Origin of the sequence: Arthrobacter sp. UYEF21, from assembly GCF_040546085.1 — a bacterium.
In the GTDB taxonomy this organism is placed as follows: Bacteria; Actinomycetota; Actinomycetes; order Actinomycetales; family Micrococcaceae; genus Arthrobacter.
In genome coordinates this window covers 255568-276643 of record NZ_JBEPNF010000002.1, presented here as the reverse complement: position 1 = coordinate 276643, position 21076 = coordinate 255568, and the positions used below count along the sequence as shown (strand labels likewise).

The 21076-nt window shown below is 62.6% G+C and carries 17 protein-coding genes; 15 read left to right on the top strand and 2 right to left on the bottom strand.

What is annotated here, in order from left to right:
- Nucleotides 1-87: 87 nt before the first annotated feature.
- The 4 genes from ABIB27_RS04545 to rplL all read left to right on the top strand — a co-directional run bounded on the left by ABIB27_RS04545 (nucleotide 88) and on the right by rplL (nucleotide 3706).
- Nucleotides 88-1215 carry a GNAT family N-acetyltransferase gene (locus ABIB27_RS04545; protein WP_354253574.1) on the top strand — a complete coding sequence of 376 codons (1128 nt, stop codon included), beginning with the start codon at nucleotides 88-90 and terminating at the stop codon, nucleotides 1213-1215.
- Nucleotides 1216-1223: 8 nt separating this feature from the next.
- Nucleotides 1224-2342, top strand: coding sequence for a GNAT family N-acetyltransferase (locus tag ABIB27_RS04540; protein ID WP_354253573.1), 1119 nt, complete (start codon nucleotides 1224-1226; stop codon nucleotides 2340-2342).
- A 295-nt stretch (nucleotides 2343-2637) separates the two neighbouring features.
- Nucleotides 2638-3249, top strand: coding sequence for a 50S ribosomal protein L10 (gene rplJ / locus ABIB27_RS04535; protein ID WP_354253571.1), 612 nt, complete (start codon nucleotides 2638-2640; stop codon nucleotides 3247-3249).
- A gap of 79 nt (nucleotides 3250-3328) precedes the next feature.
- Entirely contained in the window at nucleotides 3329-3706 is a 378-nt protein-coding gene (rplL, locus tag ABIB27_RS04530; protein ID WP_354215558.1) for a 50S ribosomal protein L7/L12, read from the top strand.
- Nucleotides 3707-3784: 78 nt separating this feature from the next.
- Here the strand turns inward: rplL and ABIB27_RS04525 are convergent, their stop codons facing one another.
- Both ABIB27_RS04525 and ABIB27_RS04520 read right to left on the bottom strand, forming a co-directional pair.
- The gene (locus ABIB27_RS04525) at nucleotides 3785-4282 is read right to left on the bottom strand and encodes an aminoacyl-tRNA deacylase (RefSeq protein ID WP_354215557.1); all 498 of its coding nucleotides are present in this window, start codon (nucleotides 4280-4282) and stop codon (nucleotides 3785-3787) included.
- Nucleotides 4282-5481, bottom strand: coding sequence for an acetyl-CoA C-acetyltransferase (locus ABIB27_RS04520; protein WP_354215556.1), 1200 nt, complete (start codon nucleotides 5479-5481; stop codon nucleotides 4282-4284). The genes ABIB27_RS04525 and ABIB27_RS04520 overlap by 1 nt, the downstream gene beginning before the upstream one ends.
- Before the next feature lie 263 nt (nucleotides 5482-5744).
- Here ABIB27_RS04520 and ABIB27_RS04515 point away from each other — a divergent pair, with 263 nt between their 5' ends.
- From ABIB27_RS04515 to ABIB27_RS04465, 11 genes are all read left to right on the top strand, one after another.
- Nucleotides 5745-6209, top strand: coding sequence for a hypothetical protein (locus ABIB27_RS04515; RefSeq protein WP_354215555.1), 465 nt, complete (start codon nucleotides 5745-5747; stop codon nucleotides 6207-6209).
- A gap of 297 nt (nucleotides 6210-6506) precedes the next feature.
- Nucleotides 6507-10025 carry a DNA-directed RNA polymerase subunit beta gene (gene rpoB, locus ABIB27_RS04510; RefSeq protein WP_354215554.1) on the top strand — a complete coding sequence of 1173 codons (3519 nt, stop codon included), beginning with the start codon at nucleotides 6507-6509 and terminating at the stop codon, nucleotides 10023-10025.
- A 119-nt stretch (nucleotides 10026-10144) separates the two neighbouring features.
- Entirely contained in the window at nucleotides 10145-14044 is a 3900-nt protein-coding gene (locus ABIB27_RS04505; protein WP_354215553.1) for a DNA-directed RNA polymerase subunit beta', read from the top strand.
- A 366-nt stretch (nucleotides 14045-14410) separates the two neighbouring features.
- Nucleotides 14411-14785, top strand: coding sequence for a 30S ribosomal protein S12 (gene rpsL / locus ABIB27_RS04500; protein WP_011692814.1), 375 nt, complete (start codon nucleotides 14411-14413; stop codon nucleotides 14783-14785).
- Nucleotide 14786: 1 nt separating this feature from the next.
- Nucleotides 14787-15257 carry a 30S ribosomal protein S7 gene (gene rpsG / locus ABIB27_RS04495; protein WP_214960735.1) on the top strand — a complete coding sequence of 157 codons (471 nt, stop codon included), beginning with the start codon at nucleotides 14787-14789 and terminating at the stop codon, nucleotides 15255-15257.
- Nucleotides 15258-15328: 71 nt separating this feature from the next.
- A complete protein-coding gene (fusA, locus tag ABIB27_RS04490) occupies nucleotides 15329-17443 on the top strand; it encodes an elongation factor G (protein ID WP_354215552.1) in 2115 nt (704 codons plus the stop codon).
- Nucleotides 17444-17682: 239 nt separating this feature from the next.
- On the top strand, nucleotides 17683-18873 hold the full coding sequence (gene tuf / locus ABIB27_RS04485) for an elongation factor Tu (RefSeq protein WP_354215551.1): 1191 nt from the start codon (nucleotides 17683-17685) through the stop codon (nucleotides 18871-18873).
- A 987-nt stretch (nucleotides 18874-19860) separates the two neighbouring features.
- Nucleotides 19861-20457 carry a hypothetical protein gene (locus tag ABIB27_RS04480; RefSeq protein ID WP_354253570.1) on the top strand — a complete coding sequence of 199 codons (597 nt, stop codon included), beginning with the start codon at nucleotides 19861-19863 and terminating at the stop codon, nucleotides 20455-20457.
- Nucleotides 20458-20670, top strand: a complete 213-nt coding sequence (locus tag ABIB27_RS04475; RefSeq protein ID WP_354253569.1) for a hypothetical protein — start codon at nucleotides 20458-20460, stop codon at nucleotides 20668-20670.
- Nucleotides 20671-20709: 39 nt separating this feature from the next.
- The gene (locus ABIB27_RS04470; protein ID WP_354253568.1) at nucleotides 20710-20844 is read left to right on the top strand and encodes a hypothetical protein; all 135 of its coding nucleotides are present in this window, start codon (nucleotides 20710-20712) and stop codon (nucleotides 20842-20844) included.
- Nucleotides 20845-20929: 85 nt separating this feature from the next.
- Complete coding sequence (locus ABIB27_RS04465) at nucleotides 20930-21055, top strand: hypothetical protein (protein ID WP_354253567.1); 126 nt, start codon at nucleotides 20930-20932, stop codon at nucleotides 21053-21055.
- The last annotated feature ends 21 nt before the right edge of the window (nucleotides 21056-21076 follow it).

Here is a 21076-nt window from a genome sequence, read left to right as displayed (position 1 = left end):
TCCGTCCGGTACACGTGAAAACCGCCCGGCGCCTGCGCCGGGCGGTTTTTGCTTAACTCGCCGTTCGGTTCTGCCTAAGCTGGGGCAATGGCCGAACCACACGCCGTCTCCGCCCCTGAGCCTGCACCCGCTGCCCTGGTGATTAGCGCCGTCGCTGTTCCTCCGTTGGCGGACGGCACGGAGGGCTTCCGGGACTTCCGTGACTGCCAAGCCATGCGGCGGGGGCACGAACTTGAGACGTGGGGCGACCTTGACCGCGGCTACACCTACGCCGAGGAACTGGAACATTGGCGCGGCACCGAATACGAGGCGCGGCGCCTCTTTGTGGCCCGGCTCGGCCAGGAAACGGTGGGCATGTGTTCTGTCACGTTCCCGCTGCGCGAGAACACTGCGACCGCCGGGATCAATGTCCTGGTGGAACCGGCCTTCCGGCGGCGCGGCCTGGGACGACAACTCCTGCACTACGCCGAGGCAGTGGCGCAGGAAAATGGCCGCACCTCGCTGGACGGTTACTTTGAGCTGCCGGCAGGGCTGGTGGAAGGCTGCGGACCGCTGCTGCCGGCCAAGTCGGGGGCAGGTGGTCTGCCGGCGGGTGACCCCGCCACCGTTTTCGCCGCGGCCGCCGGCTATGAGCTCGAACAGGTGGAGACCTCCAGCCGCCTCACCCTCCCTGTGCCGCAGGACCGGCTGGCTGAACTGGAAGCCGCAGCGTCCGCTCATGCGCCGGATTACGGCCTGGTGGGATGGGCCGATGCCTGCCCGGAGGAACTTGTGGAGAGTTACGCCGTGCTCAACGCGCGGATGAGCGCCGACGTCCCGACAGCCGGGCTGAACTGGGAAGGCGAAATCTGGGACACAGCCAGGGTCCGGCGGAATGAGGAAACGCTCGCACGCAGCGGCGTCCAGGCATTGGTATCGGCCGCCAGGCACCAATCCACCGGTGAACTGGTGGCGTATACCGTCATGAACTGGCGGCCGGGGGTGCCGGCTGCCGTGCTTCAACAGGACACTCTGGTGTCCGGCGGCCACCGCGGCCACCGCCTGGGCATGCTGATCAAGCTGAATAACCTCCGCGCGGCCCAGCAGAGGTGGCCCACGGCGCGCTCGGTCCTGACATGGAACGCGGCGGAAAACCGGCATATGCTGGCGATCAATACATTGCTTGGATTCAGGCCTGCTGGTTATGAGGGTGAATGGCAGAAACGGCTGGGATGATGCCCCTTATGGCTAAAGACGTACAAATTGAGCAGCTATGGATCCCGGACTCCCTCGACGCGCCGGACGCAGCGGATTTCCTGGCCGCCATTGAGGTGGGCCGGAAAGTCAGAATGCAGACGTGGGGGAGTGATGACCTCGCGTACACACCGCTGGAAAAACTCCTCGAACTGGCCGACCCCTACGAGCGCCAGGTCATTCTGGTGGCAAAGGTCGACGGCCAGATCGTGGGCACGGTGGACATCGCCCTGTCACTGACGGACAACCTGGACCTGGCCGAGTTCACCCTGGACATCTTGCCTGAAATCCAGCGGCAGGGGGTGGGCCGCAAGCTTCTGGTGGCCGCTGAACACCTCGCCCGCAGCGAGGGCCGCACGCAGATCCTGGTGGATACCAACCATCCAGGTGCGTCGCTGCACGAGTTCGAGAAGGCGCAGCTGGTCCCGGGTTCGGGGCAGGGTTTTGTGCCGCTGGAAAGCCGGGAAGTGGAATTTGCGCGCCGGACCGGCTACACGCTTCAGCACATAGAGCAGTTCAGTTCCTGTGCGTTGCCCCTGGACACCAAGCTGGTGGCCGATCTGCAGGCGGAAGCAGAGGAAGCCAACCACGGCCGCTACCAACTCCATCACTGGACGGACCGCTGCCCGGACGAGTGGCTGGAAGCTGTGGCCGCGCTGGAAAACCAGGCGGGCGCCGTCGTCGACCCTTCCCTGGAGACTCCCATTGAGCACGAAATGGTGTTCGATGCCGGGATCCTCCGTGAAGCAGAAGGGGTCACCGTCGCGCAGGGGCGGCGGACGGTGGTCACCGCCGTCGAGTATCTGGCCACCGGGACTTTTGTGGGGCTGACCACCATTAGCGTCCTGGCGCACCGGCCGGATGTGGTGTTCCAGGACGACACCCTGGTCCTGCAGGAACACCGCGGTAACAAATTGGGCCTGCTGATCAAGGTGGCCAACATGGAGCGGCTCACCGAGCAGTTCCCCGATGCCAGGGTGATCTACACCTGGAACGCGCCGGAGAACAGGTATCTCCTGACGGTCAACCAGCAGCTGGGGTTCACCACGGCCGGTGTGACAGGCATATGGCAGAAGGAACTGCCGAACCTGAAGTCAGCCGTCAGCTGAGGCCGATTTGGCGGACCGGCGGACTGTCCCGTAGGCTTGAATCACCAAAGACCGTCGGTTGTTGGAAATTCATTCTCCTGGACGCAGCTCAACTCTGCAGTTGTGCGCGGGAGGCCAAATGGGTTTCTGGACGAAGGACCCTGACATAGGGCGGCCGGCGCAGGTGAACGAAGCAAACGCTCCACGGCAACAGCCATGTTGAGCCAAGCCCCGTGCATCTGCGCGGGGCGTTTTTAGTTTTAGCTCACTTGAGCGGGGACCGTCGCATACCGGCACTATCCCCGGAAGGAGGGTTATGGCAACGCCTACCAAGGTTTCAGCAGTAGCTGAGATCACAAACGATTTCAAGGAATCGAACGCCGCTGTCCTGACCGAATACCGTGGGCTCACCGTTGCACAGCTCAAGCAGCTGCGTGTTTCTCTCGGCCAGGAAACCAAGTTCTCGGTCGTCAAGAACACCCTGACCGCCATTGCAGCCAAGGAAGCCGGTGTCGAAGCATTCGACGGCCAGCTCTCCGGCCCCACTGCAATCGCGTTCATCAAGGGTGACGCAGTTGCAGCTGCCAAGAGCCTGACGGATTTTGCCAAGATCAACAAGCAGCTGGTCATCAAGACCGGTTACTTCGAGGGCAAGGCACTGAACGCCAGCGAAGTTTCTGCACTGGCAGCTCTCGAGTCCCGCGAGCTGCAGCTCGCCAAGGTTGCAGGCATCCTCAAGGCTCCTGCTGCCGCCGCTGCACGCATCATCGACGCACTGCGCCTCAAGCTTGAAGAAGAGAACGGTGCACCGGCAGCTGCCGAGGCTCCCGCCGCTGAAGAAGCTCCTGCAGCCGACGAAGCCCCCGAAGCAGTTGCTGAAGCTGGTGCCGAGGCACCCGCCGAGGCACCCGCTGCCGAAGAGAACTAGTTTCTCTTTACCCACCAGACTCCGGTGTAAGGCAATGGCCCAGGCCGCCAAGCACCACCTATAGGAAGGACGCCACACCATGGCGAAGCTCACCAACGAAGAGCTCATTGAAGCTTTCAAGGAACTGACCATCATCGAGCTCTCCGAGTTCGTCAAGCTCTTCGAAGAGACCTTCGAAGTTACCGCAGCTGCTGTTGCTGTTGCCGGCCCCGCCGGTGGCGGAGCCGCGGAAGAGGCTGAAGAGCAGACCGAATTCGACGTTATCCTCGAATCTGCTGGCGAGAAGAAGATCGCAGTGATCAAGGAAGTACGCGCCATCACTTCCCTGGGCCTGAAGGAAGCAAAGGACGTTGTTGACAGCGCTCCGAAGGCTGTTCTCGAAGGTGCAACCAAGGAAGCTGCCGAAAAGGCAAAGGAGCAGCTCGAGGCTGCCGGCGCAACCGTTACCCTCAAGTAACTCACGCCGCTTCACGGAAAACCCCGTCCACTCGGTGGGCGGGGTTTTCTGCTTTAATCTGTGTTGCTGTAGGAGGGTTTAGGCGGGGTCCGAGATGTCAGCGACGACCGCGCCGAGGGCCGACATAAGCGCGTCGGCCTCGACGAAGGCGCTGTAGCCGAGCTCGCCGGCACCCATGGAGATCCGTCGGCCCGTGATGGTGGCGTCCGCGTAGACCGGCCACGCAGTCGAGCTGCCGAGCGGTGTGATGGTGCCGCGCTCGTAGCCGGTTGCGTCCAGGGCAACGTCAGCGGGCGGCAGCGACAGCTTGTTCACCCCCACCAACGTGCGCAGTTTGGGCCAGGAGATCTGCCGGTCGCCCGGAATCAGCGCAAACAGGAACGTCCCGTCCTTGTGCTTGACCACCAGCGACTTCACAATGTCAGCCGGGGTGATGCCCAGGATCCCGGCAGCCTCCGCCAGGCTGCGTACCGCCGTCCGCTCCATGATCTGCACATCGAGGCCGCGTGCGGCGGCATCGGCCAGGAAGCGCTGACGTCCGACGGCGGCACTTCCGTTCTCAAGCTGCCCCACCATTAGCCCCGGTACAGCAGGAGGGCTTCGCCCTGACCGCCGCCGCCGCACAGGGAGACCGCGGCTTTGCCGCTGCCCCGCCGTTTGAGTTCATGTGCTGCATGCAGGGCCAGCCTCGCGCCCGAGGCCCCGATCGGGTGGCCCAACGCGATCGCACCGCCGTGGATGTTGCACTGCTCCAGCGGGTAGTCCAAGTCCTTCAGCGACTGCACCGCCACGGAACCGAAGGCCTCGTTGATTTCGATGAAGTCCAGGTCCTTCGTGCTCCAGCCGGCCCGCTCCAGGGCGCTCATGATGGCATTTGACGGCTGCGAATGCAGGGAGTTGTCCGGGCCCGCAACCTGGCCGGGTTTGCCCACCACAGCCAGGTATTCCAGGCCGTTGTCCTCGGCGAACTGTCGCGTTGCCAGCACCAGTGCGGAGGCGCCATCGGACAAGGGAGAGGAGTTGCCCGCGGTGATGGTTCCGTCGGTGACGAACGCGGCCCGGAGTCCGGCCAGGGTGTCGATGGAGGTGTTGGGCCGCACGCCTTCGTCCGTGGCGAGAACGATCGGATCACCCTTGCGCTGCTTCACGCTGATGGGTGCAATTTCGTCGTCGAAGACTCCGTTCTTCGCCGCCAGCGCTGCACGCTGGTGCGACTGGGCGGCCACATTGTCCTGTGAGGGCCGGTCGATGCCCAGGGCCAGATTTTTGGTCTCAGAGGACAGGCCCATGGACTGGCCGTCGAAAGCATCTGTCAGGCCATCGTGGGCAGCCACATCCAAAGCCTGAATGGACCCGTAGGTCCAGCCCTGGCGGGATCCTGGCAACAGGTGGGGTGCCCGGGTCATGGATTCCTGGCCGCCGGCCACCACCACGGTGGCGTCGCCGCTGCGGATCAGCCGGGCCGCGTCGATCACGGCTGTCAGCCCGGAGAGGCACACCTTGTTGATGGTGACCGTGGGGACGTTCCAGCCGATGCCGGCGCCGATGGCGCTCTGCCGTGCCGGGTTTTGCCCGGCGCCCGCCTGCAGCACCTGGCCCATGATGACCGCGTCCACCTTTCCGGCGTCCACGCCGCTCGCGGCGAGTGCGGCCTTGATTGCGTGCGCGCCGAGTTCGACGGCTGTGAAGCTCGCCAGTTGCCCGTTGAGGCGGCCCTGCGGGGTCCGCGCTGCTGCCAGGATGACAACGTCAGTGTTGTCCGTGGAGTTGCCCATAGTGATCTCTTCCGCTCAGTTATCGATGTAGGCCAAGGCTATCGTGAGCCTCATCACCTACTAACCCAAACGCATAAACGGCGCCGGTGATTCCGGCCGGACCCGCGGGGGGAGCACCGGGCAGCCCAGGGGCCGTGGACCAGCAGCGGCGGACCGTAGGGGAGAACTACCCAAGCGGTTGACGTGCACCGTGCCGCCATGATGCGTAGGGTGGACGGCGAAGATCAGAGCAGCACCGCCAGGAAAAAACAGGGAGCAGAATCTTGAAGAAAATCCTCACCGCGGCGGCCGTTGCCAGCCTCGCCGGACTCACAGCCTGCAGCGTTGCCACCCCTGCTCCCGTGACCACCATGTCGACGACCGCCCCTGCGACGTCCAGCCCCGCACTTTCCCAGGCGACGCCGTCGGGCTCTGCCGACGCTTCGGATCCCCAGGCAGGGGTCAAAGCCGCCTGCGAGCAGTTCAACACGCTCTACGCCGACTACAAGGCTATCCACGCCAACGCCAACGCCTACGAGGATATCTACTTCGCCGCCCAGGACGCCAAGGACGCTGCCACCGGCAACCAGAAGGGGCTGTTTGCCTCCCTCAGCGTCCTCTCCCTGGACCACTCCTCGGCGGTTGAAAGCGGCGGCGAAGTGGACCAGGAGTCAAAGGACCTGGTCCGTGACGCGGTCTTCGCCAACGCCCCGGAGTGCACAGCCAAGGGCGTCACGCTCCGGCTCTGAGGCCCCGGAAAGCACCAAAAAATCGGTGCTTGCAATAACGCTGGATGTGGGGTAGACACGTAATGGGTTTTGCCGTATCGTAGATATTTGCGTCTTCCCTGTTTACCTTCAGCCTTCATATAGCGGTGGGCTTTGCCTGGCAGCTGACCATCAACGTGCCGTCAACAACGTCATTGCATGGTCGGCCCCGGCCCCGGGTCATATAGCGGAACCGGATGGTAGCACTGCGGAGTCATTCCGCAGGGTGCACAGCGGGGGAGATCTGAAAACGCCTGAAGGTCTGTGGAAGGATCCCTCTTGGTCGCCTCGAGCACCTCTAATGTAAATAACACTGCCACCGCTATCGATTCAAACAGCACTGATGGTGCCACTCGCCGGCTCTCATTCGCAAAGATTCACGAACCGCTTGACGTTCCGAATCTCCTTGCCCTGCAGACGGACAGCTTTGACTGGCTGGTCGGAAACGAACGCTGGCAGGCACGCGTAGCGAAGGCCGTTGAAGAAAACGATCTCAGCGTCGCCACCTCGTCCGGACTGTCGGACATCTTCGAAGAGATCTCCCCGATCGAGGACTTCCAGGGCACCATGTCCCTGAGCTTCTCCGATCCGGAGTTCGCTGACCCGAAGTACACCATGGCCGAGTGCAAGGACCGGGATGCAACATACTCGGCTCCGCTGTACGTCAAGGCCGAGTTCATGAACAACAACACGGGCGAAATCAAGCAGCAGACCGTGTTCATGGGCGACTTCCCGCTGATGACCGAGAAGGGCACCTTCGTCGTCAACGGCACCGAGCGTGTGGTCGTCTCCCAGCTGGTCCGTTCACCGGGCGCCTACTTTGAGCGCACCGCCGATAAGACCAGTGACAAGGACATCTTCACTGCCAAGATCATCCCGTCCCGCGGTGCATGGTTCGAACTCGAAATCGATAAGCGCGACCAGGTCGGCGTCCGCCTCGACCGTAAGCGCAAGCAGTCGGTCACGGTTCTGTTGAAGGCCCTCGGCTGGACCGAAGGCCAGATCCTCGAAGAGTTCGGCCAGTACGACTCCATGCGTGCAACGCTGGAGAAGGACGCCACCGAAACCCGCGAAGATGCGTTGCTGGACATCTACCGGAAGCTGCGACCGGGCGAGCCGCCCACAGTAGAGGCTGCCCAGTCCCTGCTGGACAACCTGTACTTCAACTCCAAGCGCTACGATCTGGCCAAGGTTGGCCGCTACAAGATCAACCGCAAGCTTGGCATCGACCGCTCCCTTGGAGACAAGGAAGCTTCGGTCCTGCACGTTGAAGACATCGTTGCCATGATCAAGTTCCTGGTAGCCCTGCACGCCGGCGAGAAAACCCTCAAGGGCAAGCGCGACGGCCAGGACCACGACCTTCGTGTTGAGATCGATGACATCGACCACTTCGGCAACCGCCGCATCCGCGCCGTCGGCGAGCTCATCGAGAACCAGGTCCGCACCGGCCTGTCCCGTATGGAGCGTGTTGTCCGCGAGCGGATGACCACCCAGGACGTCGAGGCCATCACGCCGCAGACCCTGATCAACATCCGCCCGGTTGTCGCTGCCATCAAGGAGTTCTTCGGAACGTCCCAGCTGTCGCAGTTCATGGACCAGAACAACCCGCTCTCGGGTTTGACCCACAAGCGCCGTCTTTCCGCGCTTGGCCCGGGTGGTCTGTCCCGTGACCGCGCAGGCATGGAAGTCCGTGACGTTCACCCGTCCCACTACGGACGCATGTGCCCCATTGAAACCCCTGAAGGCCCGAACATTGGTCTGATCGGTTCGCTGGCATCGTACGGCCGCATCAACCCGTTCGGCTTCATCGAGACTCCCTACCGCCTCGTCTCCGAAGGCGTTGTCGCCGATGAGGTCCAGTACCTGACCGCCGACGACGAGGCTGAGGTCCTGATCGCACAGGCCAACGCTCCGCTGGATGAAAACAAGCGGTTTGCCGAAGAGACCGTCCTGGTCCGCGCCCGTGGTGGTGGAGGCGAGCCCGTGCTGGTCCCCGCCGCCGAAGTCGAGTTCATGGACGTTTCGCCGCGCCAGATGGTGTCCGTGGCTACGGCCCTGATCCCGTTCCTGGAACATGACGATGCAAACCGCGCACTCATGGGTGCCAACATGCAGCGCCAGGCTGTGCCGCTGGTCCGGTCCGAGGCCCCGTTTGTGGGTACCGGCATGGAGCGTGCAGCCGCAGTCGACGCCGGTGATGTCACCATCGCGAAGAAGGCCGGTGTGGTTACCGAGGTCTCCGCTGAGCTGGTCATCATGCTCAACGATGACGGTACGGAAACCAACTACCGCATCAACAAGTTCGCACGCTCCAACCAGGGCAACTGCTACAACAACCGCGTCCTGGTCAACGAAGGCCAGCGCCTCGAAGTCGGCGGCATCATCGCTGACGGCCCGGCAACGGACCAGGGCGAGCTCGCCCTCGGTAAGAACCTGCTCGTGGCATTCATGTCATGGGAAGGCCACAACTTCGAGGACGCCATCATCCTCTCGCAGCGCATTGTTGCCGAGGACGTCCTTTCCTCCATCCACATCGAGGAGCACGAGATCGATGCCCGCGACACCAAGCTTGGTGCCGAGGAAATCACCCGTGACATCCCCAACGTGTCCGAGGAAGTCCTGGCAGGCCTGGACGAGCGCGGCATCATCCACGTCGGTGCCGAGGTTGAAGCCGGCGACATCCTGGTCGGAAAGGTCACCCCGAAGGGTGAAACCGAACTGACCCCGGAAGAGCGCCTGCTGCGCGCCATCTTCGGTGAGAAGTCCCGCGAAGTGCGCGACACCTCCCTGAAGGTTCCGCACGGCGAGTCCGGCACCGTCATCGGTGTCCGCGTCTTCGACCGCGACAACGACGACGAACTGCCCCCGGGCGTGAACCAGCTGGTCCGCGTTTACGTGGCAGCCAAGCGTAAGATCACCGACGGCGACAAGCTCGCTGGCCGCCACGGCAACAAGGGTGTTATCTCCAAGATCCTCCCGATCGAGGACATGCCCTTCCTTGCCGACGGTACCCCCGTTGATATCATCCTGAACCCGCTGGGTGTTCCGGGCCGTATGAACGTCGGCCAGGTGCTGGAAACGCACCTCGGCTGGGTTGCCAAGACCGGTTGGAAGATCGAAGGCGAGCCCGAGTGGCTCAAGCAGCTGCCGAACCTGCCGCGCGAGAGTGGCTCCACCACTGTTGCAACGCCGGTGTTCGATGGCGCCCGTGAAGAAGAAATCACAGGCCTGCTGGACTCCACCAACGTGACCCGCGACGGCGACCGCCTGATCAACTCCTCCGGCAAGACCCGTCTGTTCGACGGCCGTTCCGGCGAGCCGTTCCCGGATCCGATCGCCGTTGGCTACATGTACATCCTGAAACTCCACCACCTGGTGGACGACAAGATCCACGCCCGGTCCACCGGTCCGTACTCCATGATCACGCAGCAGCCGCTGGGTGGTAAGGCACAGTTCGGTGGCCAGCGCTTCGGTGAAATGGAAGTGTGGGCGCTCGAAGCTTACGGCGCCGCGTACACGCTCCAGGAGCTCCTCACGATCAAGTCGGATGATATCCACGGTCGCGTGAAGGTCTACGAAGCCATCGTCAAGGGCGAGAACATCCCCGAACCGGGCGTTCCTGAGTCCTTCAAGGTCTTGATCAAGGAAATGCAGTCACTGTGCCTGAACGTGGAAGTGCTTTCCACGGACGGAACCACAATTGAAATGCGTGACTCTGATGACGCAGTCTTCACGGCTGCGGAAGAACTGGGCATTGATCTGTCTCGTGCAGAGCCCAGTTCCGTAGAAGAGGTTTAGCAGGTAGACGTACCGGGAAAGGCAAGCGGCCCCGCCGCGCTGCTTTTCCCGGTAGGTCACTTCCCTCTTCCCGTAACCAAGACTTCAGAATTTAGAGAACAAGAGAGAACAGGGACCATATGTCCAGCGAATCCTCCTTCGGCCTCATGCAGATCGGCCTCGCCACCGCGGATGACATCCGTGGCTGGTCTTACGGCGAGGTTAAGAAGCCGGAAACCATCAACTACCGCACGCTCAAGCCCGAGAAGGACGGCCTCTTCTGCGAGAAGATCTTCGGCCCGTCCCGCGACTGGGAATGCTACTGCGGCAAGTACAAGCGCGTGCGCTTCAAGGGCATCATCTGCGAGCGTTGTGGCGTGGAAGTCACCCGTGCAAAGGTCCGCCGTGAGCGCATGGGCCACATCGAGCTGGCCGCCCCGGTCACGCACATCTGGTACTTCAAGGGTGTTCCGTCCCGCCTGGGCTACCTCCTTGACCTGGCACCGAAGGACCTCGAAAAGGTCATCTACTTCGCCGCCTACATGATCACGAGCGTCGACGCCGACAGCCGCCACGAGGAACTGCCCAACCTTCAGGTTGAGCACGACATCGAGAAGAAGCAGCTGATCGACAACCGCGACTCCGACATCGCCACGATCGCCCGCGACCTCGAAAACGAGATCGCCCGCCTCGAGGGTGAAGGCGCCAAGGCTGCCGACAAGAAGAAGGCCCGCGACTCTGCCGACCGCCAGATGGCGAACGTGCGTAAGCGAGCCGACGCCGAAATCGAGCGCCTCGAGCAGGTCTGGGACCGCTTCAAGAACCTGAAGGTCGCTGACCTCGAAGGTGACGAAGGCCTCTACCGCGAACTGCGCGACCGCTACGGCATGTACTTCGAAGGCTCCATGGGTGCCGAAGCCATCAAGAAGCGTCTTGAGAACTTCGACATGCAGGCCGAGTCGGACCTGCTGCGTGACATCATCGCCAACGGCAAGGGCCAGCGCAAGACCCGTGCCCTCAAGCGCCTGAAGGTGGTCAACGCGTTCCTGACCACCAACAACAGCCCTCTCGGCATGGTTCTTGACGCCGTCCCGGTGATCCCGCCGGAACTGCGCCCGATGGTCCAGCTGGACGGTGGCCGCTTTGCGACCTCCGACCTCAACGACCTCTACCGCCGTGTGATCAACCGCAACAACCGCCTCAAGCGCCTGCTTGACCTGGGAGCGCCGGAGATCATCGTCAACAACGAGAAGCGCATGCTTCAGGAAGCTGTTGACAGCCTCTTCGACAACGGCCGCCGCGGCCGTCCGGTCACCGGACCGGGCAACCGTCCGCTGAAGTCCCTGAGCGACATGCTCAAGGGCAAGCAGGGCCGTTTCCGCCAGAACCTCCTCGGCAAGCGCGTCGACTACTCCGGCCGTTCGGTCATCGTCGTCGGCCCGCAGCTGAAGCTGCACCAGTGTGGCCTGCCCAAGCAGATGGCACTGGAGCTCTTCAAGCCGTTCGTGATGAAGCGCCTGGTTGACCTCAACCACGCCCAAAACATCAAGTCGGCCAAGCGCATGGTTGAGCGTTACCGTCCGCAGGTCTGGGACGTGCTGGAAGAGATCATCACCGAACACCCGGTGCTGCTCAACCGTGCACCTACCCTGCACCGCCTCGGCATCCAGGCGTTCGAACCGCAGCTTGTTGAAGGTAAGGCAATCCAGCTCCACCCGCTGGTTTGTGGCGCCTTCAACGCTGACTTCGACGGCGACCAGATGGCAGTCCACCTGCCGCTGAGCCCGGAGGCCCAGGCCGAGGCACGCATCCTGATGCTGTCCTCGAACAACATCCTGAAGCCGTCCGACGGCCGTCCGGTCACCCTGCCTTCGCAGGATATGATCATCGGTCTCTACCACCTGACCACCAAGCGTGTCGGTTCAGCTGGCGAAGGCCGCGTCTTCTCCTCGGTTGCCGAAGCCATCATGGCCTTCGACCTCCGCGAACTGCACCTGAACTCGCAGGTCAAGATCCGTCTTGAGGGCTTTGTTCCCTACGCAGGCTGGGAAGCTCCGGAAGGCTGGGAGCCCGGCCAGCCGGTGCTCGTCCAGACCTCCCTGGGCCAGGTCGTCTTCAACCAGACGCTGCCCGAGGATTACCCCTGGGTTGAGAACGTTGCAGACAAGGGCGAACTGTCCACGATTGTCAACGACCTCGCCGAGCGTTACCCGAAGGTAGTCACAGCGGCAACGCTGGACAACCTGAAGGACGCCGGTTTCTACTGGGCCACGCGGTCCGGCGTTACCGTGGCCATCTCGGACATCGAGGTACCCAAGGACAAGCCGCAGATCCTTGCCGGCTACGAGACCATGGCTGCCAAGATCCAGGGCCAGTACGACAAGGGCCTGATCGACGACGACGAGCGTCGCCAGGAACTGATCGAGATCTGGAACAAGGCAACGAACGAGATCGCCCAGGCGATGCGTGACAACCTGTCCCCGATGAACACCATCAACCGCATGGTGTCCTCCGGTGCACGTGGTAACTGGATGCAGGTCCGTCAGATCGCGGGTATCCGTGGCCTGGTGGCCAACCCTAAGGGTGAAATCATCCCGCGTCCCATCAAGTCCTCCTACCGTGAGGGCCTGTCGGTGCTGGAATACTTCATCGCCACGCACGGTGCCCGTAAGGGCCTGGCCGATACCGCGCTGCGTACCGCCAACTCGGGTTACCTGACCCGTCGTCTGGTGGACGTTTCGCAGGACGTCATCGTCCGCGAAGAGGATTGCGGTACCGAACGTGGACTGGTCACGCCCATCGCGGTGCCGGACGCCAACGGTGAGCTCGTCCTGGACGAGAACGTGGAGAACAGCGCCTACGCCCGTACGCTGGCTGTTGATGTTGTGGACTCCAAAGGCAACGTCCTTGCAGCCGGCGGCACCGACTGCGGCGACGTCGTCATTGCTGAATTGTTTGCAGCCGGCATCACCGAGGTCAAGGTCCGCTCTGTACTCACCTGTGAGTCCAGCGTCGGCACCTGCGCCCTGTGCTACGGCCGCTCGCTGGCCACCGGCAAGACTGTGGACATCGGCGAGGCCGTTGGCATCATCGCCGCGCAGTCCATCGGTGAGCCCGGTACGCAGCTGACCATGCGTACGTTCCACACCGGTGGTGCTGTCTCCGCAAGCGGTGGCGACGACATCACCCAGGGTCTGCCCCGTATCCAGGAGCTCTTCGAAGCCCGTACTCCGAAGGGTGTCGCACCGATTGCTGAAGCAGCCGGCCGCATCACCATCGAAGAGTCCGAGCGCCAGATGCGCCTGGTCATCACCCCGGATGACGGATCTGAAGAGATCGCGTACCCGGTACTGCGCCGTTCACGTCTCCTCATCGAGGATGGCGAGCACGTCACGGTAGGCCAGAAGCTCATCAACGGTCCGGTGGATCCCAAGCAGGTTCTGCGCATCATGGGTCCCCGTGCCGCGCAGAAGTTCCTGGTGGACGAGGTCCAGGGCGTGTACCGCAGCCAGGGCATCGGTATCCACGACAAGCACGTCGAGGTTATCGTCCGCCAGATGCTGCGCCGCGTCACGGTCATCGAATCCGGCGAATCGGATCTGCTGCCCGGCGAGCTCGCCGAGCGCAGCCGCTTCGAGGAAGCCAACCGCCGCGTTGTGTCCGAGGGCAAGACTCCGGCTTCCGGACGTCCTGAGCTCATGGGCATCACCAAGGCGTCCCTGGCTACCGAGTCCTGGCTGTCCGCAGCTTCCTTCCAGGAGACCACCCGCGTCCTGACGCAGGCGGCCATGGAAGGCAAGAGCGATCCGCTGCTCGGCCTCAAGGAGAACGTCATCATCGGTAAGCTGATCCCGGCCGGCACGGGTCTCCCGCGCTACACCGAGGTCACCGTGGAGCCCACTGAGGAAGCAAAGGCCAACCTGTTCACCGGCCCCAGCGCATTCAGCGACTTCTCGTACGACTCCCTGGGCGGCGACGGAGCTCCTGAGTTCCACGCCATCCCGCTGGACGACTACGATCTCGGCAACGATTTCCGCTAAGCGTCCCTAAAAGCAACGCGGGGTCACTTCCGGCCCGATCCGCACCTCGGATTGGGCAGGGAGTGACCCCGCGTTGCTGTTTATACACCGGATTCAGGCGCGGGATCAAGCCGTGCTAGAATTTTTAGTAATTGTTCTGTGTGGCAGTGGATGAAGGCCGCCGCAGCATCATTTTGGTTTTGTTCTCATGATGCTGGGTGTGAGCTTGTTTCCGGGTTGCGGGCTAGGTGCGCAACGAATGCCACCCTTTTGCACGCCTAGGCAAGATTCGAGACACCAAGGCTGCAGGGACAACGCCAAAACCGACGCAGTGAGGGCTGACGCCCAAATGTGCCGGTAGAGATCAAACCAACGGAGAACACGAGAGTGCCTACGATTAACCAGCTGGTCCGCAAGGGCCGCACGCCTAAGGTCAAAAAGACCAAGGCCCCCGCGCTTAACGGCAGCCCGATGCGCCGCGGTGTTTGCACCCGCGTCTACACCACCACCCCCAAGAAGCCGAACTCGGCTCTCCGCAAGGTGGCACGTGTGCGCCTCAACGGTGGCGTCGAAGTCACCGCTTACATCCCCGGTGTGGGTCACAACCTGCAGGAGCACTCCATTGTGCTCGTTCGCGGTGGTCGTGTTAAGGACCTCCCCGGTGTCCGCTACAAGATCGTCCGTGGCGCCCTCGATACCCAGGGTGTGAAGAACCGTAAGCAGGCACGCAGCCGTTACGGCGCAAAGATGGAGAAGAAGTAATATGCCTCGCAAGGGTCCGGCCCCGAAGCGGCCGCTAGTCATTGATCCCGTTTACGGATCCCCGCTGGTCACCCAGCTGATCAACAAGGTCCTCGTCGACGGCAAGAAGTCCACCGCAGAGCGCATCGTTTACGGTGCCCTCGCCGGTGCACAGGAAAAGTCCGGTGGAGACCCGGTTGCTGCCCTGAAGAAGGCCATGGAAAACATCAAGCCGAGCCTCGAGGTGAAGTCCCGCCGCGTTGGTGGCGCAACCTACCAGGTTCCGGTTGAGGTCAAGCCCGGCCGCGCAACCGCCCTGGCGCTGCGCTGGCTGGTGGGCTACTCCAAGGCCCGCCGTGAGAAGACCATGACCGAGCGCCTCCGGAATGAAATCCTGGATGCGTCCAACGGTCTCGGTGCCGCTGTGAAGCGTCGCGAAGACACCCACAAGATGGCCGAGTCCAACAAGGCCTTCGCACACTACCGCTGGTAATACTTCCCGGACGCCGCCGGCTCAGCTGAGCCGGCGGCGAACGTGTAGTCCATCCGAAAGGGAGACACACCGTGGCACAGGACGTGCTTACCGACCTTAGTAAGGTCCGCAACATCGGCATCATGGCCCACATTGATGCCGGCAAGACCACCACCACCGAGCGCATCCTGTTTTACACGGGTGTGAACCACAAGATCGGCGAAACGCACGACGGCGCTTCGACCACCGACTGGATGGAACAGGAAAAGGAACGCGGCATCACCATCACGTCTGCCGCCGTGACCTGCTTCTGGGAAAACAACCAGATCAACATCATCGACACCCCCGGCCACGTTGACTTCACCGTTGAGGTTGAGCGCTCACTGCGCGTCCTCGACGGCGCTGTCGCCGTCTTCGATGGCAAGGAAGGCGTTGAGCCGCAGTCGGAGACCGTCTGGCGCCAGGCTGACAAGTACAACGTCCCGCGCATCTGCTTCGTCAACAAGATGGACAAGCTCGGCGCTGACTTCTATTTCACCGTCGACACCATCATCAGCCGCCTCGGTGCCAAGCCGCTCGTTATGCAGCTGCCGATCGGTGCTGAGAACGATTTCATCGGCGTCGTCGACGTCCTGGAAATGCGCGCGCTGGTCTGGCCGGGCGACTCCAAGGGTGACGTCACCATGGGTGCCAAGTACGAGGTCCAGGAGATCCCCGCGGATCTGCTGGAGAAGGCCAAGGAATACCGGGCTGCCCTCGTTGAGACGGTGGCTGACGCCACCGAAGAGCTCATGGAGAAGTACCTCGAGGGTGAAGAACTCTCCGTCGAGGAGCTCAAGGCCGGCATCCGAAAGATGACGATCAACTCTGAGCTGTACCCGGTCTTCTGTGGCTCCGCGTTCAAGAACCGCGGCGTTCAGCCGATGCTTGACGCCGTGGTTGACTACCTGCCGAACCCGCTCGACGTCCCGCCGATGATCGGCCACGATCCTCGCGACGAAGAGAAGGAACTGACCCGCGCGCCTTCCTCCGAGGAGCCGTTCTCGGCTCTGGCCTTCAAGATTGCTGCGCACCCGTTCTTCGGCCAGCTCACCTTCATCCGCGTGTACTCCGGTCACGTGGAAGCAGGCTCACAGGTGGTCAACTCCACCAAGGGCAAGAAGGAGCGCATCGGCAAGCTGTTCCAGATGCACGCCAACAAGGAAATGCCCGTTGACGGCGCTACCGCTGGCCACATCTACGCAGCGATCGGCCTGAAGGACACCACCACGGGTGACACCCTGTGTGATTCCAGCAACCAGATCGTCCTCGAATCCATGAGCTTCCCGGAGCCCGTGATTTCCGTTGCGATCGAGCCGAACACCAAGGGCGACCAGGAGAAGCTGTCCACAGCTATCCAAAAGCTCTCCGCTGAGGACCCGACCTTCCAGGTCTCCCTCAACGAGGACACCGGCCAGACCATCATCGCCGGCATGGGCGAGCTCCACCTGGATATCCTGGTGGACCGCATGCGCCGCGAATTCAAGGTTGAGGCTAATGTCGGCAAGCCGCAGGTTGCGTACCGCGAAACCATCAAGCGTGCTGTAGAGCGTCATGACTACACGCACAAGAAGCAGACCGGTGGTTCCGGCCAGTTCGCAAAGATCCAGATCGCGATCGAGCCGCTGGACACGTCCGAGGGCGAGATGTACGAGTTCTCGAACAAGGTCACCGGTGGACGCATTCCGCGCGAATACATCCCGTCGGTTGACGCCGGTATCCAGGATGCGCTGAACGACGGCGTCCTCGCCGGCTACCCGGTTGTCGGCATCAAGGCCACGCTGATTGACGGCGCGTACCACGATGTTGACTCCTCGGAAATGGCGTTCAAGATCGCCGGCCGTATGGCTTTCAAGGAAGCCGCACGCAAGGCGAACCCCATCCTGCTTGAACCGCTGATGGATGTCGAGGTCCGCACCCCTGAGGAATACATGGGTGAAGTTATCGGTGACCTCAACTCCCGTCGTGGCCAGATGCAGTCCATGGAAGATGCCCAGGGCGTCAAGGTAATCCGCGCGCACGTCCCGCTGTCCGGCATGTTCGGCTACATCGGTGACCTGCGCTCGAAGACCCAGGGCCGCGCTGTGTACTCCATGACGTTCCACAGCTACGCCGAGGTCCCGAAGGCATATGCCGACGAGATCATCCAGAAGAACCGCGGCGAGTAGTCTCCACGGCTCGCAGTAACAAACTCGGGTGCGTTTCCGGTTCCGGAAATTCGCCTGGTGCAGATGGCCGGTTCCGGCCCGGCCGGCGGCCATCTGTACCGGCAGGCTCGTGGGACTAGTATTAGTTCCTGAATCTGCAATTTCATCAATCCAAAGCCCCCCAAGTAGACTTACTGAAGTTTCGTCGCGACAAGCGCGGTCGAAGGGTAAGTCATTTGAAAACGTTCTAGGAGGAACCTGTGGCAAAGGCAAAGTTCGAGCGGACTAAGCCGCACGTTAACATCGGCACCATTGGTCACGTTGACCACGGTAAGACGACGTTGACGGCCGCGATTTCCAAGGTGCTGTACGACAAGTACCCGACACTCAACGAGCAGCGCGACTTCGCGTCTATTGACTCTGCTCCCGAAGAGCGTCAGCGCGGCATTACCATCAACATTTCCCACGTTGAGTACCAGACCGAGAAGCGCCACTACGCACACGTAGACGCTCCGGGTCACGCTGACTACATCAAGAACATGATCACCGGCGCCGCACAGATGGATGGTGCAATCCTCGTGGTTGCCGCCACTGACGGCCCGATGGCTCAGACTCGCGAGCACGTTCTGCTCGCCCGCCAGGTTGGTGTTCCCTACCTGCTGGTCGCGCTGAACAAGTCCGACATGGTTGACGATGAGGAACTGCTGGACCTCGTTGAAATGGAAGTTCGTGAGCTGCTTTCGGCTCAGGGCTTCGATGGCGACGACGCTCCCGTTGTTCGCGTTTCCGGCCTGAAGGCCCTCGAAGGCGACCCTGTTTGGGTCAAGTCTGTCGAGGACCTCATGGCGGCCGTTGACGAGTCCGTTCCGGACCCCGTACGTGACCGTGACAAGCCGTTCCTGATGCCGATCGAAGATGTCTTCACCATCACCGGCCGTGGCACCGTTGTTACGGGCCGCGCCGAGCGTGGAACCCTCGCCATCAACTCCGAGGTTGAGATCGTCGGCATCCGCCCGGTCCAGAAGACCACGGTTACCGGTATCGAGATGTTCCACAAGCAGCTCGACGAAGCATGGGCCGGCGAGAACTGTGGCCTCCTGCTCCGCGGTCTGAAGCGTGATGACGTAGAGCGTGGCCAGGTTGTCGTCAAGCCGGGTTCCATTACCCCGCACACCGACTTCGAGGCTAACGTCTACATCCTCTCCAAGGACGAAGGCGGACGTCACAACCCGTTCTACTCGAACTACCGCCCGCAGTTCTACTTCCGCACCACGGACGTAACCGGCGTTATCACCCTGCCGGAAGGCACGGAAATGGTTATGCCCGGCGACAACACTGAGATGACCGTTGCGCTCATCCAGCCCATCGCCATGGAAGAAGGCCTCGGCTTCGCTATCCGCGAAGGCGGCCGCACCGTTGGTTCAGGTCGCGTTACCAAGATCGTCAAGTAACTTCTTGCTGATCTAGGATCAGAGTCCGCTTGGCGGCCCTCTGATACTCATCAACAGCCCCGCTGCATATCTTCGCAGCGGGGCTGTTGTTTGTTACGGTTAATCCATTCATTGGATTTATCGTGCAGGCCGCCCTGGCCTCTGGAGCGGGATCACCGTGAGGGACGAATCCTATGAAGCGGGCTACCGCGTAGGCCATCTCCAAGGGTGGCATGATGCCATGGACAAACTGCAGGCTCAGGGGCGGCCGGATTCCGCGCCCAGTGGGTCGCTGGGTTCTGCGTCCGCAGTCCCGGAGCCATGGGAAAGTCCGATGGCGGCACTCGGTGGCGTGCCCGACCCCCCTCGAGTGCGGGCCACCGAAGTCCCAGTCCCTTTGACGACTGCATCACCTGTTGCTGAAGTGTCACCCTTGCCTGCGGCAGAGCCGCAAGCGCTGCCAGCACGCGTGGCCATCCAATCTCCGCCAGTTTCGCCTCCACGCCCCACGCCCCGCGGCCACGGTCCCGGCGTCGCCGGTGTTGCCGCCGCAGTCTCCGGCGGCTGCCTTCCAGGCATATCCGGAATCGCCGGCTGAGCGCCGGGCGCATCGTGAAAAGCGGGACCGCCAGAACATCAACATCACCCTGTATGTAGCCAGCCTTCTCTTGGTTGCTGCCGCTGCTCTATTCATCGGCACAAGCCTTCCGCCCATGATGCGTTTTACGGGCGTATGCACGGTTACGGCGTCGTTCTACGGGGCAGGCATTGTGCTCCATGCCAGGGTGCCGCGGCTCCGCCCCGCAGCGGTGGCGTTCACCGGCACTGGCCTCGCCATGGTTCCGGTCGCATCCACGGCATTCTCCGGCGTATCCATCCTCGGCGGAGCACTGGTCTGGTATTTCGCCGCCCTGATCGGTGTGGCCGTGCTTCTGACGTGCCGTGCCCTGGGGCGGCCGGGCTGGTTGCCGCCGGTCTCTGTCAGGCCGCTAATGGTCCTGCATCCGTATGTGGTTCCCGCCGTGGCTGCTGTGGCTGCCACCATTGGCGGCAGGCTGGGTGATGGGTGCCGCGGTTCTGGTTCTTTCGGTGGTGTTCTTTGCGGCTTCGGATACCGAAGGCCAGCCCTTCCTGTATCCACCGGCAGTAGTGGCAGCACTCCGCGGCGCCATGGCGCTGGCGGCGGAGACGTTTCCGGACCCTGCCGGTGCGTGGGGCGGCTTCCTGCCCTGGTTGGCCGGCGCGGGCTCGGCGTCAGCCGTACTCTACGGCGCCCGGCTTGTTCGCACCGCCCCTTTGCAGGCCGAACCGGTGCGGCGCTGGTCGCTTGCCGGGGCCGCCTTCCTGGGCGTGATGCTCGTGGCCTTGGCCGGAATCCGGCATGATACGACCTCCTGGACCGCAGCAGCCATCCTCGCCGCCGCCGTCGGAATTGCCTACCATGAGGCCACGCCAAAGGCGCGCCGGATTAAGGTGGAGGTTGGCGCACTGGTGCTGACTGCTGCGGTCCAGCGGGCGGCGATCTTCGCCCTGGACGGGCCGGACCGGCTCAGTGGCCGTGTGTTTGCCGGTCTGGAGGATCCGTTCTGGGTGGCTCAGTGGTAGGTGGTCCTGGCCACGGTCCTCGGTGGCTGGCGGTACTTCTCCGGCCATCAGAAGGCCGGGCGGTTCCTGGTGGGAGTTGCTGCCGGGTTGCTGTCGTTTGGAGGCCTGGGTGCGGTGTTCAGTGGGACCGGTGCGCAGCAGTTGTGGGTGCTGGTGCTTCTCGCGGTGGTGCTGGTGGCTGGCCTTGGCGTGGGTGACCGGCTGTTCGTCTAGTGGGGTGCGGCGGGCGTGGCAGCCTGCATGCTGTGGGCAATGAGGCATTACACGTTCCTGCTCCTGGCGATGGTTGCCGTGTGGCTCATCGTCTTTGCCGTGTGGCGCCTGAACCGGGGCACGTCCGGTGCGGCGGCGGACGCGGCCGGAGACGGGGCCGCCCGCCGGAGCTGATCCCGCAGCCAGCCCCCGGTCCGGCGACCACAGGGAACCCACAGGCCGGCGCTGATATTGTTGCCAGCGGAGAGGGGAATACATTATGGAGTGGCTAATTTTTCTGATCATCGTGGTTGCCGTGGTCGCCGGAGTGTTCTGGGCCAAGAAGCATTTCCGCAACGAGATTGACCGCGCCAAGCGCATCAACCGGGCCAACAAGAACCAGTAGCCGGGACTCAGGCTGCCAGCG

Excerpts from the sequence above, each read along its gene's own strand:
- ABIB27_RS04545 (WP_354253574.1), top strand. The coding sequence starts at position 88 with ATGGCCGAACCACACGCCGTCTCCGCCCCTGAGCCTGCACCCGCTGCC.
- ABIB27_RS04520 (WP_354215556.1), bottom strand. The coding sequence starts at position 5,481 with ATGGGCAACTCCACGGACAACACTGACGTTGTCATCCTGGCAGCAGCG.
- rplJ (WP_354253571.1), top strand. The coding sequence starts at position 2,638 with ATGGCAACGCCTACCAAGGTTTCAGCAGTAGCTGAGATCACAAACGAT.
- ABIB27_RS04540 (WP_354253573.1), top strand. The coding sequence starts at position 1,224 with ATGGCTAAAGACGTACAAATTGAGCAGCTATGGATCCCGGACTCCCTC.
- rpsG (WP_214960735.1), top strand. The coding sequence starts at position 14,787 with ATGCCTCGCAAGGGTCCGGCCCCGAAGCGGCCGCTAGTCATTGATCCC.
- ABIB27_RS04525 (WP_354215557.1), bottom strand. The coding sequence starts at position 4,282 with ATGGTGGGGCAGCTTGAGAACGGAAGTGCCGCCGTCGGACGTCAGCGC.
- ABIB27_RS04505 (WP_354215553.1), top strand. The coding sequence starts at position 10,145 with ATGTCCAGCGAATCCTCCTTCGGCCTCATGCAGATCGGCCTCGCCACC.
- ABIB27_RS04470 (WP_354253568.1), top strand. The coding sequence starts at position 20,710 with ATGAGGCATTACACGTTCCTGCTCCTGGCGATGGTTGCCGTGTGGCTC.
- ABIB27_RS04480 (WP_354253570.1), top strand. The coding sequence starts at position 19,861 with ATGTGGTTCCCGCCGTGGCTGCTGTGGCTGCCACCATTGGCGGCAGGC.
- ABIB27_RS04465 (WP_354253567.1), top strand. The coding sequence starts at position 20,930 with ATGGAGTGGCTAATTTTTCTGATCATCGTGGTTGCCGTGGTCGCCGGA.
- rplL (WP_354215558.1), top strand. The coding sequence starts at position 3,329 with ATGGCGAAGCTCACCAACGAAGAGCTCATTGAAGCTTTCAAGGAACTG.